The sequence below is a fragment of the Mesorhizobium sp. BR1-1-6 genome (assembly GCF_020165355.1).
Classification (GTDB): domain Bacteria; phylum Pseudomonadota; class Alphaproteobacteria; order Rhizobiales; family Rhizobiaceae; genus Mesorhizobium.
Window position 1 is genome coordinate 279,315 of the sequence record NZ_JAIUHZ010000006.1, and the last position, 12,091, is coordinate 291,405.

At 59.4% G+C, this 12,091-nt stretch carries 12 protein-coding genes; 7 read left to right on the forward strand and 5 right to left on the reverse strand.

The window, feature by feature from the left end:
• Positions 1-501 precede the first annotated feature (501 nt).
• Together LB545_RS15245 and LB545_RS15250 are read left to right on the forward strand one after the other, a co-directional pair.
• Positions 502-1,569 carry a helix-turn-helix domain-containing protein gene (locus tag LB545_RS15245; protein WP_140517445.1) on the forward strand — a complete coding sequence of 356 codons (1,068 nt, stop codon included), beginning with the start codon at positions 502-504 and terminating at the stop codon, positions 1,567-1,569.
• Between the two features lie 427 nt (positions 1,570-1,996).
• Complete coding sequence (locus tag LB545_RS15250) at positions 1,997-2,419, forward strand: L,D-transpeptidase (RefSeq protein ID WP_224646872.1); 423 nt, start codon at positions 1,997-1,999, stop codon at positions 2,417-2,419.
• A gap of 137 nt (positions 2,420-2,556) precedes the next feature.
• On the opposite strand, the gene LB545_RS15255 is transcribed toward LB545_RS15250, so the two are convergent.
• From LB545_RS15255 to LB545_RS15275, 5 genes are all read right to left on the reverse strand, one after another.
• Positions 2,557-3,009, reverse strand: a complete 453-nt coding sequence (locus LB545_RS15255) for a universal stress protein (RefSeq protein WP_140499425.1) — start codon at positions 3,007-3,009, stop codon at positions 2,557-2,559.
• Positions 3,010-3,682: 673 nt separating this feature from the next.
• Entirely contained in the window at positions 3,683-4,507 is an 825-nt protein-coding gene (locus LB545_RS15260) for a Ku protein (protein ID WP_140517447.1), read from the reverse strand.
• Between the two features lie 137 nt (positions 4,508-4,644).
• Positions 4,645-5,640: a YihY/virulence factor BrkB family protein gene (locus tag LB545_RS15265; RefSeq protein ID WP_140657550.1), complete on the reverse strand. Its 996-nt coding sequence runs from the start codon at positions 5,638-5,640 to the stop codon at positions 4,645-4,647.
• 5 nt (positions 5,641-5,645) lie between these two features.
• A complete protein-coding gene (locus tag LB545_RS15270; RefSeq protein ID WP_140630370.1) occupies positions 5,646-5,885 on the reverse strand; it encodes a hypothetical protein in 240 nt (79 codons plus the stop codon).
• Between the two features lie 102 nt (positions 5,886-5,987).
• Positions 5,988-6,293, reverse strand: coding sequence for a preprotein translocase subunit YajC (locus LB545_RS15275; protein WP_140500644.1), 306 nt, complete (start codon positions 6,291-6,293; stop codon positions 5,988-5,990).
• 592 nt (positions 6,294-6,885) lie between these two features.
• Between LB545_RS15275 and cyoA the strand changes: the two genes are divergently transcribed.
• The 5 genes from cyoA to LB545_RS15300 all read left to right on the forward strand — a co-directional run bounded on the left by cyoA (position 6,886) and on the right by LB545_RS15300 (position 12,069).
• Positions 6,886-7,833 (forward strand): ubiquinol oxidase subunit II, encoded by a 948-nt coding sequence (gene cyoA, locus LB545_RS15280; RefSeq protein ID WP_140517451.1) that lies wholly within the window; start codon positions 6,886-6,888, stop codon positions 7,831-7,833.
• Between the two features lie 2 nt (positions 7,834-7,835).
• Entirely contained in the window at positions 7,836-9,839 is a 2,004-nt protein-coding gene (gene cyoB / locus LB545_RS15285; RefSeq protein ID WP_224705375.1) for a cytochrome o ubiquinol oxidase subunit I, read from the forward strand.
• On the forward strand, positions 9,836-10,510 hold the full coding sequence (gene cyoC / locus LB545_RS15290) for a cytochrome o ubiquinol oxidase subunit III (RefSeq protein WP_140521305.1): 675 nt from the start codon (positions 9,836-9,838) through the stop codon (positions 10,508-10,510). The genes cyoB and cyoC overlap by 4 nt, the downstream gene beginning before the upstream one ends.
• Entirely contained in the window at positions 10,507-10,917 is a 411-nt protein-coding gene (gene cyoD / locus LB545_RS15295; RefSeq protein WP_140521304.1) for a cytochrome o ubiquinol oxidase subunit IV, read from the forward strand. Before cyoC ends, cyoD begins: the two co-directional genes overlap by 4 nt.
• A gap of 315 nt (positions 10,918-11,232) precedes the next feature.
• Positions 11,233-12,069, forward strand: a complete 837-nt coding sequence (locus tag LB545_RS15300) for a GlcG/HbpS family heme-binding protein (RefSeq protein WP_224705376.1) — start codon at positions 11,233-11,235, stop codon at positions 12,067-12,069.
• Positions 12,070-12,091: the final 22 nt, after the last annotated feature.

The following is a 12,091-nucleotide window of genomic DNA, read 5'->3' on the forward strand; positions in this document are numbered from 1 at the left end:
GATCATCCCACAAGCTACAAGAAATATACGTCAAACCCATATTATGGATTCCTCGCATATTTTTCAAAAATCGATGACCGTTTAAGCTCGGCCGTGTCCTCGTCATTAGCATCACGATTTTCGATAACTCCACTCTGGATTTTTAATTGTCAGGACCGTCTCCTTGCGAAAAGCACATCGTTCATTGTTGATCTGCTAGCTCGATAGGAGCTTGTGATGGAGGTAACAGTACGAAGCGATACTCTTGGCGAGCCGATCGCTGGAGCAGTTGCCATACACGCTGCCGACATCCGCACATCATCGATTCTGCTGGCTGGGCGAGATGTTCTTGTCGACTGGTTCTATACCACCCAAGCAGGTGCGGGTGTCAGGATTTCAAGTCCCATAACCTCGATCTCGCCGCGGCTACATCCGCCGGGGATGAGCCCGATACGTCTGGTCTCTTGATCGAGAATTCCATGGGGTTGCCGTCACCCTCTTTCAAGCAATGAGTTTGCCTCAATGCAAGACAAGCCATCAATTGTCAGCGAAAGCGAAACGATCGGGACCCCAGAACCTCTAAGATGCGTCGTAGACGTTGATACCTCGCAGGCGCCACCGCCCGAGCAATTCGACCTTTTCCGGAGTTGGCACTCAAATATAGCCGACGTCGAATTGCTGCGAGACGAGTTCGGCTCGTTCTCTGCGCGCGAGCGGGCGTGGCGGTTGGAGAGCCTCGTGCTGGCTTTCATCGAATACCCCGGGATGGGGTACCGTCGGCGGTGGCGCAGCAGAAAGAATCCGGTGTTCGACCACTGGGCTCTTTCGGTGCCCCAGACAATCCCCGCGGGCGGCGGCACGCCAAGAATGGGACAGCTGCGCTGGCAATGCCTGGGTGCACCCCATGAAGACCAGGGTGAGGATGACGGTGTCCTTGCGCTATTCCTTCCGCGGGATTTCGCCTTCTCGCAACCCTTCACGCTCGATATCCGGCCCGAGATGGCCGCATTCGTCGCCGACTATGTTCTGCTGCTCTATCATTCCTTCCCCCATCGCACGGAAAGCGACGTCCCGTATGTCGCATCGGCGACCACCAGCCTGCTTGCCGCGTGCATTTCCCCGTCCCGGGATCACTTTTTCGAAGCACAGGAGCCGATCGACGCGGTCATCATGGCCCGCGCGAACAAGATCATAATAGCCAATCTGGCCGACCGGAATCTGACACCGGGAAAGCTCTCGCAAGACCTCGGCATTTCACGCTCTCGACTTTATCGGATTTTCGAACCAGCCGGAGGAATCTCGCACTATATCCGGCGACAGCGGCTGCTGAAAACGAGGGACGCGCTCGGAAACATCGCGGATGGACGCCCGATTTCGAGCATTGCGGAGGAGTGGGGCTTCATGGATCCCTCGACATATAGCCGGACATTCAGGCGCGAGTTCGGAATCTCGCCCAAAGAGGCGCGGGAGGCGGGCTGGCTGGGCCTCAAGCACCCTCCGTTGGCGGAGCGGTCGAACAACGGCAAACCTTCTCTGAACAGCCTCCTGGCCAACAATTGCCTTCTCAGCCATCAGCTTTCGACTACGTGATTGGAGTCTTCGGCTGAGGTAATCTTGTCGAAGACAAGAGTGAACCCATTCCTTGGCGAAGCTGGAGATTGGACGCCGGTTCGAACTGCCCGCCGGGAACACCCCGCAGTCTGACGAGGCGCTCGTATGGCATGAGATTGCACCCTCAGCGGAGAGGCCGATGTCAGAAATGTTGGTCCCGATAGCGCAGGCTCATCGAAGCTCATAAAATACCAGCCAAGAAGTCATTAAATTTCGGAGGTTCATTTGGTGAATTCTTTGAGCAGACGATCCGTGATCGTTGGGGGAATATCATTTCTGGCGCTGCATGCGGAAGCTTCCCAAAAGAGTTGGTATATCGGGAGAATTCCGGATAAACCCTTTTGACATCCCTCTCGTAGACAAGACGCGCATCCCCCAGCAATTCCGTCGGCAAACGGTGCCTTACTTGGGTAGGGAAACCGCCGGAACAATCCTAATCAACAAGCAGGAGCGCTTCCTGTACTATGTCGAAGACGCCGGCAGGGCGATCCGTTTCGGCATCGCAGTCGGTCGGGACGGACAGAGATGGGGTGGAGAGGCCATCGTTGAACGAAGAGCCCGATGGCCGATCTGGACCCCCACCGCCAAGATGCGACGCCGTAATCCGACCTTGCCGCAGCGCGTTCCGGGAGGCCCAAACAATCCTCTCGGCGCCCGGGCACTGTATCTGTATCGCAATGGCCAGGACACGCTGTATCGCATTCATGGGACCAATGAGCCGTGGACCATTGGAAAAGCTGCATCATCCGGCTGCATCAGGATGTTGAACGAGCATATTTTTGAACTCTTCGGAACGGTGCGCAACGGTGCCCGCGTTATCGTTGTCTAGCCTGCGGCAATCATGAATGCCATTGCGCGGCACCTCTAAATGCCGAGGCCGACGCGTGGAGACATCCTCGTCACAGGACACCGTCTCTCCGGAAGCTTGAGCGCAGAGGAAGCCGGCGCTTCTCCGGTTTCGTTTGGCTACCGCACGACCAAGACAGGCACACTTCCATCCGCGAGAACCTCCGACGTCTGGCTTCCCAGCAAAAGCTTTCTGATGCCACGACGGCCATGGGAAGCCATCACAATCAGGTCGCAGCCTCGTGACTTGGCGGTGTCGATAATCGCCTTGGCCGGGTAGGTATCCGGGACATGTAGAAATTCTGCGGAAACCCCCATCCGGTCGGCTGCCTCCCTGACTTGATCGAGGACTTGCCCTGCGAATTCCTTGCTCGCGGCCTCAAAACTATCAACCTCCTCCTGCGAAGGAATAGACCCGGAGGTAAATCCGGTTCCATAGTCAATCAGCATTGGCTCCGTGACCGTGACAACTGTCGCCTTGGCAGCCAAGGCTTTCGCCAGGGCTATCCCCTGCTCAACGCCCTTCCTGGCGACGTCGGAGCCATCCGTGCTCACGAGGATATGAGTGTACATCTGAGTTCTCCCTGCCTGGTCGACCACGGTTCCGGCAACACCAACACTCGTCGAGATATGCACGTTGGTGCACTGCAAGCCCTCTCTTGGACATCCAACTCACGCCGCTTGTATCGCGACGCTGGGCACATTCGGGAGCGGACGCACCATCTCCAAACCGCGGAGGAATAGCGCTAGCCCGGCCCGGCGATCACCAATTGCCTTTTCGTGTACCAGCTATGGTTAAATCACAGACAAGACGACAGATGTTCGCAATGCCTTTGTTGCCCGCTCAACCTACAATTCATCGAGTCATTGCGTTATGTGCAATTTATCCCAATGAATTGCATCTCGTCCAATTCTCCTTATTGCGACGTGCATATGTTGGCGATTCCCCTTTCGACCCCAAAATCGAACAATATGATTTGATCAATGTATCTTTCGGTGAGTATCTCCATGTGAAAAGAAGCACATTATTGACTGGAGGGGCGGCAGCCGTCACCGCCTGTCTGCAAAGCCCGCCTTTTCGCAGTCGATGGGACGTGCATCTTGGGGTTAAAGGCGACGCGCCCCTGCACCGCGCGAATGACTCGGGCGGAAGCCCCGAGCCCGAGCGACCAATCGATCTTTTCTGATCCCGGCACAGGATCGTTTTCGGTCATAATTCGAAGAAAGCAGACAACCAGATCCGCGACTATGCCGATTTGCGTCCGGCTTTGGCTTTGGGGCGGTCCTTGATGCCTTCCTTGGCGAGACTCTTGCGGAGAACCGACGCCAGATCGATAACGTTCTCCTTGGGCGGGGGCACCGGTTTGGGCGGCTGCTTGCCCTTGCGTTTTGCGTCGATCAACGCGATGAGCGCATCCTCGTAGGTGTCTTCAAATTTCGACGGATCAAACTTGGTCACTTTTTTGTCGATCAGCAGGCCTGCGATTTCGAGCAGTTCCTGGTCATATTCATGGCTTTCCAGGTCTTTGAATACGGTCTCTTCCGAGATCATCTCGTCATGGGTCCGCAACTCGGTAAGCAGCATTCCCTTGCCATATGGCTGTATCACGACTTCGCGCCCGCGTTGGTACAGCACCACGCAGGACCGCGCCGCCACGCCCTTCTTGGCCATCGCTTCGCGCAGCACGGAGAAGGCCTCGGTGGAAGCACCGTCGGCAGGGATCAGGTAATAAGGCTTTTCCAGGTAGCGCGTATCGATATCCTTGATGGCGACAAACTCGTCGACCTCAAGCGTGTGCTCAGACGTCATCTTTAGCTTTTTGATCTCGTCCGGTTCGACCTTGATGAAATCGCCCGCGTCTGCCTCGTAGCCTTTGACTTGGTTTTCGCTATCGACGACATCGCCCGTCTCTTCGTCAACATAGGCAGCCTTGACGGGCAATCCATCTTTCCGATTCAAAATCTTGAAGTGGATTTTCGATGCCTCACTGGTTGCACCCACAAGCTTCACTCCGCACGACACGGACCCGACTTTCAGAAACCCTTTCCAAACTGCTCGTGGGGCCGCCATGCAGTCCTCCTGTCGCGCCGATCCTTGGCACAAACGTCAGCCGGATCGTTCCGTTCCGCCCGCCTGATCAGCATCGACGCACGCGATCGCATCACGGATGGTGCGGCTTTCCATGCCAACGGTGCCCCCGCGCGGCGTCAATCCTGCTTTCGCCGCGACAAATGCGAGAGCAGCGCGGTGATCAGGCTGCTTACCACAATCCATGCGGCGATCTCGCCGTCATGCACCTCAGGCCGGCGCGGCGTGTCTATCTTGTCGCCGCTCAACGCCACTGCCGGCGCAAGGTCTGGCCGGCTTCCGCGCCTGACCGAGTAAGCGCGCGTAATTTCTGCACCGAAGAGGAATATCTGCGCTGAATAATAGACCCAAAGCAGCACCACCATAAGCGCGCCTGCCGCTCCGTAGGAAGTCGCTATCGCGCTGGTGCCGATATACCAGCCGATCAGCGACTTGCCGATGGTGAACAGCAACGCAGTAACCACCGAACCGACGGCAACATCGCGCCATTTGAGCGTGCGATCCGGCAAGACCTTGTAGATCGCGGCGAAGAGCAGCCCAATTAGCAAGAAAGAGACAACGGTGTTGACGGTGCCGAGCACCAGTTCGCCGAACGGCAGGTGGTGATTGATGACATCGCTCAGCGCGGTGATCGCTGCGCTTGCCGCCAGCGATACCAGCAGCATGAAGCCCAACGCGGCAACCAGGCCGAGGCTTGCCGCCCGCGCCCGCACCAGGCGCGAAAGCGACAGGCCGTCGGCTTTTACCTTCCAGATCTCGTTCAACGACTGTTGCATCTCACCGAAAACACCGGAGGCAGTGAAGAAGAGCGTCACCAATCCGATGAGCGTGGCAAGCGTCCCGGACCATCTGTGCGAAGCCGTCTCGATCGTCGCCTTGAGCAGATCGGCACTCTGCGCGCCCATCGCGCCGGATATCTCCGCTGACAGGGCGAGCTGGGCCGCATCCTTGCCCACGGCCAGACCGGCGATCGCCACGACGATCAGAAGGATCGGCGCCAGCGATGTCGTGGCGTAGAAAGCCACCGCTGCCCCGTGGCTCAACGCATTATCGTCGATGAAGCCGGTGACGGCGTCCTTCAAGAGAATCCAGGTACCGCGAACCCAGTGTGGCATCTCCCTCATCCGTCACGCCATATCGGACGCGGAGCGTCGTGGCCTGTCCCGATTGATGTCACGATCGGTGGAAACTGCCCTGCACGCCGTTCTTTGGCCGCTTCCGCCAGTGCCAACACCGCGTTGCGGACCCCGGTCTGGATTGCGCGGTTGGCGTCAAGCCCTTCATGGCTCGTCGCATAGGGCTTCCAGTAGCCGATATAACGCGCGAGTTCGGCCACCTCGCCGATGAGGTCAAGCTTCATCAAGCGCAGCCCGTCGGTAGGGCCGGCGCGGCGAGATGGCGTGGATAATCCCATCCCGCGAGCTCGGCCTCGTTGGCGAGCTTTGCGTCGCGGGGTGATGCGTCAGCCATTTCGGGCCGCGCAATTTTTCTTGAGCCTTATGATCGCCGATTTGTGGACGGTAACCACCCCGCCACAGTCAATCCGTACGCTCAGCTTGTTGGTTTCAGGATCGACCCGAGTGACGTCCCCAACAAGAACGACTTTGTCTCCGACGTGAGTTCTGGGGGGCGCATCGATCGCATAAGGACGATCATAGGAGGGGATGCTCACCCTGGCGCGCCCACTGGGAAGCATGTCCATGACCGTACTCGTCAGGGCAACTTCATCACCGATTGCAACTTCTCGAGGCAGGTTGAATTGCAGCATGGCATTTCTCCCGAGACTACCCAAATCAATGCTGGCAGCTCGAGTTGGTTGCCTGAAATCGCACCTACATAGCAGGCAATCGGAGACGTGCCGACGCGGATCGCGAGCCGCGGGCTCAACAGCTCGCCGGGGAGGAGCACACGGGGGCGGAACCTTTAAGAGCCAAGCCAACCGATATTGCGTGATCGCGAAACGTCCCAGCGCGCAACGGCGTCTCGCCCGAGGTTGGGTTGCATCTTGTAGGGCTCGCGTTCGCCGTAGCACCGGCGGTACCCCCGAGTTGGACATTTGCTGTCCGTTTCCGCAGGAAGAGCATCCAGCCTGCAGCACGTTAGGCGCAGTCTCTTTTCGCGAAATGTTGAGGCGAATTGCGTGGCCGACAAGGCAGGCCGACCACACGGGCGCCAGCTTGCCGTAACGCTGACGTAGAACAAGTTGAGATCGGAGCATGGGGCGCGCGAGACGCTCCGTCATCTCGACGTAGCGCCCTTCGCCGTTGGAGACAAAAGCGCATCTTTGCGGAACAAGCAGCCCGCGCCTCAGTTATGCAGGTACTCATCCCCGGGACGGCGGCTGGCTAAGATGTTTTCCAGTGTTACACCGTTGTAGTCGAGGCCTATCGCTTCTCTGGATTTTCGCGGCGGTAACCCTGTCGGGTTGCGCGGGAGGCGTGCTCGACCCGCAGGGACCGGTCGGCGCGGGGAACCGCACGATCCTCCTGAACTCACTGGCCGTCATGCTGGTCATCGTCATTCCGACGCTGGTCGCGCTGCTTGCCTTCGCCTGGATATTCCGTGCCTCGAACCGCAGGGCTCGGTATGATCCAGAGTTCACCTATTCCGGCCGGATCGAGCTCATCGTCTGGTCGATTCCGACGCTGACCATCCTCTTCCTCGGTGGCTTGATCTATTATGGATCGTACCATCTCGATCCTCGCAAGCCGATCGACTCCAGCCGGCCGCCACTCGAAATCCAAGTGGTGGCGCTCGACTGGAAGTGGCTGTTCCTCTATCCCGATCAAGGTGTCGGAACGGTCAACCAGCTGGTTATTCCAACCGGCATGCCGGTGCGTTTCAGATTGACCTCGGCCAGCGTCATGAACACCTTCTTTGTGCCCCAGCTCGGCAGCATGGTCTATGCCATGAACGGCATGCAGACCGAGGTCAACCTGCAGGCTGATCGCGAGGGCGAGTATTTCGGCCTGTCGGCGCATTTCAGTGGCGATGGCTTTTCGGACATGAATTTCCGTGTCAGGGCAGTCTCGGCTGACGCCTTCGCCAGTTGGGCCTCCTCCTTGCATGGCGGAGGCGGCGTGCTCAACGCCAGCGCCTATCGCCAGCTTGCCAGGCAAAGCATCAACGCGCCGGCATCCTCGTTCGGCCATGTGCAGCCGGGCTTGTTCGATGCGGTCGTGCACCAGACGCTACCTCCGGGGCCGGGACCTGCTGGAACCGCCGCCGGAGAGCCGCAGGTGAGCCCGAAAGCTGAGCCCAAGGCGGGAGCGCCGCCCATGGCTCACCAGCACGATGAAGGAGGATGACGATGCTCGGCAAGCTCGACTGGTCGGCCGTTCCCTTTGACCAGCCTATTCCGCTCGGCGCGGCCCTGATCGTCTTCCTGGCCGCCGCCGCCGTTCTGACCTGGGTAACGATCAAAGGCTACTGGCCTTATTTTTGGCATGAGTGGATAACCTCCGTCGACCACAAGCGGATCGGCGTCATGTATATCGTGCTGGCGGCGCTGATGCTTCTGCGCGGCTTCGTTGACGCCGTCATGATGCGCACCCAGCAGGTGCTCGCCATCCACGGGCCGGGATACCTGCCGCCGGAGCACTACGACCAGGTCTTTTCGGCCCACGGCACGATCATGATCTTCTTCGCCGCGATGCCCTTTGTCATTGGGCTGATGAATTTCGTCATCCCGCTGCAGCTCGGCATCCGCGACGTCGCCTTCCCGACGCTGAACTCAGTCAGCTTCTGGCTGACCGCGACCGGCGCGCTGCTTGTCAACATTTCGCTCGTCGTCGGCGAGTTCGCGCGCACCGGGTGGCTGCCTTATGCGCCGCTGTCGGAGACGACCTACTCGCCAGGCGTCGGCGTCGACTACTATTTGTGGTCGATCCAGATCTCCGGCGTCGGCACCCTGCTCACGGGCGTCAACCTGGCGACCACCATCCTCAAGATGCGTGCGCCAGGCATGGGCTATCTGCGCATGCCGATGTTCTGCTGGACCTCGCTTGCCTCCAACATGCTCATCGTCGCCGCATTCCCTATCCTTACCGCAACCCTGGCCATGCTAACCCTCGACCGTTATCTCGGCTTCCATTTTTTCACCAACGAAGCCGGCGGTAACCAGATGATGTTCGTCAATCTCATCTGGGCCTGGGGTCACCCCGAGGTCTACATCCTCGTGCTTCCCGCCTTCGGGATCTATTCGGAGATCTTCTCGACCTTCTCGTCGAAACCGCTGTTCGGCTATCGTTCGATGGTTGCGGCGACGATGTTCATCTGCATCGTCTCCTTCATGGTCTGGCTGCACCACTTCTTCACCATGGGCGCCGGCGCTGATGTCAATGCGGCTTTCGGCATCGCCACCTCGGTTATCGCCGTCGGCACCGGGGTCAAGATCTACAACTGGCTCTTCACCATGTATGGCGGGCGCGTGCGCTTCGAAACGCCAATGCTGTGGGCGCTAGGCTTTGTCACCACTTTCATCATCGGCGGCATGACCGGCGTGCTGCTCGCCGTTCCGCCGGCCGATTTCATGCTGCACAATTCGCTCTTTCTCGTGGCGCATTTTCACAACGTCATCATCTCGGGCGTGCTGTTCGCGGCCTTTGCCGGCTTCACCTATTGGTTCCCGAAAGCCTTCGGCTTCCGGCTGCATGAAGGTTGGGGCAAGGCGGCGTTCTGGGTCACGCTTGCCGGCTACATTCTGGTGTTCGTGCCGCTCTATATCGTCGGCCTTCTCGGCATGACCCGCCGCCTTCAGCATATCGACATGGATATGTGGGCGCCGTGGCTTGTCGTGGCGGCCTTCGGAATCGTGGTGATGATCGTCGGCGCCGCATGCCAGGTCACGCAGCTTGTCGTCTCGATCAGGCATCGCGACGAGTTGCGCGACGAGACCGGCGACCCTTGGGACGGGCGCTCGCTGGAATGGTCGACATCCTCGCCGCCGCCCATCTTCAACTACGCGCGGCTGCCGCATGTCGAAAACGAGGAGCCCTACTGGACCGTCAAGCAAAGGGCAATGGACGAGCAGAGTCAGGAGACCGAAGAGGACTACGAGGCGATCGAGATGCCGCGCAATAGCCCCACAGGCTTCGTCACCGCCTTCTTCAGCACTCTGATTGGCTTCGCGCTCATCTGGCACATCTGGTGGTTGGCGATTGTCGGCTTCATCGGGGCCTATGCCACCTTCGTTGTATTCGCCTGGCGCGAGCATGGCGATTACGAGATCCCTGCCGAGGAGGTCGGCCGCATCGATCTTGACCGCAAGGCAGCCCAACTTGCCTGGATGCATAGACGCGAGCGTGGGGCATGAGCGACATCCCCGCCGGCACCGCAACGCGCGATCCCTACCGGCTGGGCCGCACCGCAGGGCATGGCCATCACGTGTTCTCGGCGACCGGCCACGGCGAGGGAGGCCCGGCCTCGAAGTTCGTCACGGTTGCCTACGGCTTTTGGATCTTCCTGTTGTCGGACATCATAATGTTCTCGGCTTTCTTCGCCGCGTATGCCGTCCTGTCCAATTCGGCGGCGGGCGGGCCAACAGGCAAGGAGCTGTTTGAGTTGACGCGCGTCGCGGCACAGACGGCGCTGCTGCTCACCTCGAGCTTCACCGGCGGCCTTGCGATGCTCGCGACCCACCGCCGGTCAATGGCCGCCGCCCAGTTCTGGTTGCTGGTGACCGGCCTGCTTGGTGCAGCCTTCCTGTTCCTGGAGGTGCAGGAATTCGCGGCCATGGTGAATGAGCAGGCGGGCCCATCACGCAGCGCCTTCCTGTCCGCGTTCTTCGCCCTTGTGGGCTGCCACGGAACCCATGTTGGACTTGGCCTGCTTTGGCTCGGCACCATGATGGCGCAGCTCTGGATAAAAGGCTTTCGTCCCGACATATTGCGCCGGCTTCACTGCTTCAGCCTGTTCTGGCACGCGCTGGACATTATCTGGATCGCCATCTTCACCCTGGTCTATCTGCTGGGAGCGTCATCATGAGCGAAATGGACAGCCGGAACGAGGACATGCTTGACCGCCGCGATTCCGCACCAGGCGAAGAACGCAGCGAGGAACACGAGGTGGCGGGAGGCCTTTCCGGCTATCTGCTGGGCTTTGGCCTGGCAATGTTGTTGTCAGTGGCGTCCTTCATTGCGGCACAAACCGATCTAATTTACCAGCCGGCCGTGATCTCGGCCCTGACGGTGCTTGCCATCGCACAAATGGGCGTACATCTCGTCTTCTTCCTGCACCTGACGACAGGACCTGACAACACCAACAACGTGCTCGCGCTCGCTTTCGGTGTGCTGATCGTGACCTTGGTCGTTTTGGGCTCGGTGTGGATCATGAACCATCTCAGCCAGAACATGGGAGCGATGGATGCGCATCAGGCTCACATGATGCCATAATGCGGTTCCAGGTCTGTGGCCTGGGCGCAAAACCGCCTGTCCGTCGGTTCGGTTACCTTGCGCATAGCGTCTGCACTTTCAGGCGTCGAAAATCCATAGGTGCGGAGAGCGGTGAGGAGCTGGTCGAGCTGTTTGGCCCGGCAATGTCTATATCGGCCCGCTCACGGTCGGCGGCAGAATGAGCTGCTGCCCATGGTCGCAACGTCTGTGCCTTCCATCATAATTTCAGGAACTAGGAACATAGGGGCCTCGTCCGAGTTCCATTGAAAGTGTGGGAACATAGCTCAGTTTGCCAAGGGATCGGGCGAGGATTCCTTGCTCTGTGAGCGCTCCCACTTTCCACATTGTGTTCAACGAATGCTCCGGATCATGGGTCGCCCACAGCTTTCCTCCCTGGCTTTCAGCCTCCTGGTACTCGTTAATTGTGCATTGCTGCAAAGCAGGGCCTGGGCACAGCTACCCTGCCCCGCCGACCACGCCAAGCTCCTGGCTGCCCTCAAGGCAAACGTCAAAGCAAGCGGAGGCCCCGCCAATGGCGGCTTCGAGACCAATGAATGGGCGGCGATCGTTACGCGTGACGGGACAGTTTGCGCCGTTGCTTTCAGCGGCCCCACCAGCGATGCGCAGTGGCCCGGCAGCCGGCTGATCGCAGCCGAAAAGGCCAGCACGGCCAACGGGCTCAGCGTTGCCCAGCTGGCTCTCTCGACGGCGAATCTATATGCTTCTGTTCAGCCGGGTGGCCCCTTGTTCGGCTTGCAGCTTACCAATCCTGTCAACCAGGCAGCCGCTTATGCCGGCGATAGCAAGACCTTTGGGAGTGCAAGCGATCCGCTGGTTGGCAAGCCGATCGGCGGCGTCGTGGCATTTGGCGGCGGCCTGGCTCTCTACGACGGCAAAACGATTGTCGGCGGGCTTGGCGTCAGCGGCGACTCCTCGTGCGCCGATCACAATGTCGCTTGGCGGCTGCGTGCGGCCCTGGGCCTGGACAAGGTTCCGGCGGGCGTCAACCCCAACGCCAAGGACGCCATCGTCTACGATCTCGATCCTGGCGGAAAGAGCGCCTCCGGTTGGGGTCATCCGTTGTGCGCAGGAACCGAGGCGGACGTCGCGGCGGAACTCGGCGCCGGAGTGGGAGGTTCGATCCGCAAATGAGGGGATCTCTGAAAGTGGCGGG

Excerpts from the sequence above, each read along its gene's own strand:
- LB545_RS15255 (WP_140499425.1), bottom strand. The coding sequence starts at position 3,009 with ATGTACACTCATATCCTCGTGAGCACGGATGGCTCCGACGTCGCCAGG.
- LB545_RS15270 (WP_140630370.1), bottom strand. The coding sequence starts at position 5,885 with ATGAAGCTTGACCTCATCGGCGAGGTGGCCGAACTCGCGCGTTATATC.
- LB545_RS15260 (WP_140517447.1), bottom strand. The coding sequence starts at position 4,507 with ATGGCGGCCCCACGAGCAGTTTGGAAAGGGTTTCTGAAAGTCGGGTCC.
- LB545_RS15275 (WP_140500644.1), bottom strand. The coding sequence starts at position 6,293 with ATGCTGCAATTCAACCTGCCTCGAGAAGTTGCAATCGGTGATGAAGTT.
- LB545_RS15265 (WP_140657550.1), bottom strand. The coding sequence starts at position 5,640 with ATGCCACACTGGGTTCGCGGTACCTGGATTCTCTTGAAGGACGCCGTC.
- cyoB (WP_224705375.1), top strand. The coding sequence starts at position 7,836 with ATGCTCGGCAAGCTCGACTGGTCGGCCGTTCCCTTTGACCAGCCTATT.
- LB545_RS15245 (WP_140517445.1), top strand. The coding sequence starts at position 502 with ATGCAAGACAAGCCATCAATTGTCAGCGAAAGCGAAACGATCGGGACC.
- cyoD (WP_140521304.1), top strand. The coding sequence starts at position 10,507 with ATGAGCGAAATGGACAGCCGGAACGAGGACATGCTTGACCGCCGCGAT.
- cyoC (WP_140521305.1), top strand. The coding sequence starts at position 9,836 with ATGAGCGACATCCCCGCCGGCACCGCAACGCGCGATCCCTACCGGCTG.